At 45.1% G+C, this 439-nt stretch carries 1 protein-coding gene; it reads left to right on the plus strand.

The window, feature by feature from the left end; translation table 11 throughout:
- A partial coding sequence (gene yidC, locus B3180_RS05070) for a membrane protein insertase YidC (RefSeq protein ID WP_286843378.1) occupies positions 1-439 on the plus strand: 439 nt, incomplete at both ends.

Here is a 439-nt window from a genome sequence, read left to right on the forward strand (position 1 = left end):
GGACTTAACCGTCGACTACGGTTTCCTTTGGTGGTTAGCTCAGCCAATATTTAAGCTGCTTCAATTTTTACAAAGCCTGGTTATTAACTGGGGTCTGGCCATTATTCTGACCACGGTTATTGTCAAAGCATTGTTGTTCCCATTGACCAAAGCGCAATACGTATCAATGGCTAAAATGCGTATGCTTCAGCCTAAAATGGCGGCCCTTCGCGAACGCTATGGCGACGACCGACAGAAAATGTCGAGCTCTATGATGAAGCTCTATAAAGAGGAAAAAGTGAATCCTCTTGGCGGTTGTTTGCCGATGCTGTTGCAGCTTCCAATCTTCCTTGCTCTGTACTGGGTTCTGTTGGAAAGTGTTGAACTGCGTCATTCTGCCTTTGTGTTCTGGATACAGGATCTATCGACCAAAGACCCATACTACATCCTGCCTATTTTA

Origin of the sequence: Idiomarina sp. UBA4206 (assembly GCF_002383015.1) — a bacterium.
Classification (GTDB): domain Bacteria; phylum Pseudomonadota; class Gammaproteobacteria; order Enterobacterales; family Alteromonadaceae; genus Idiomarina; species Idiomarina abyssalis.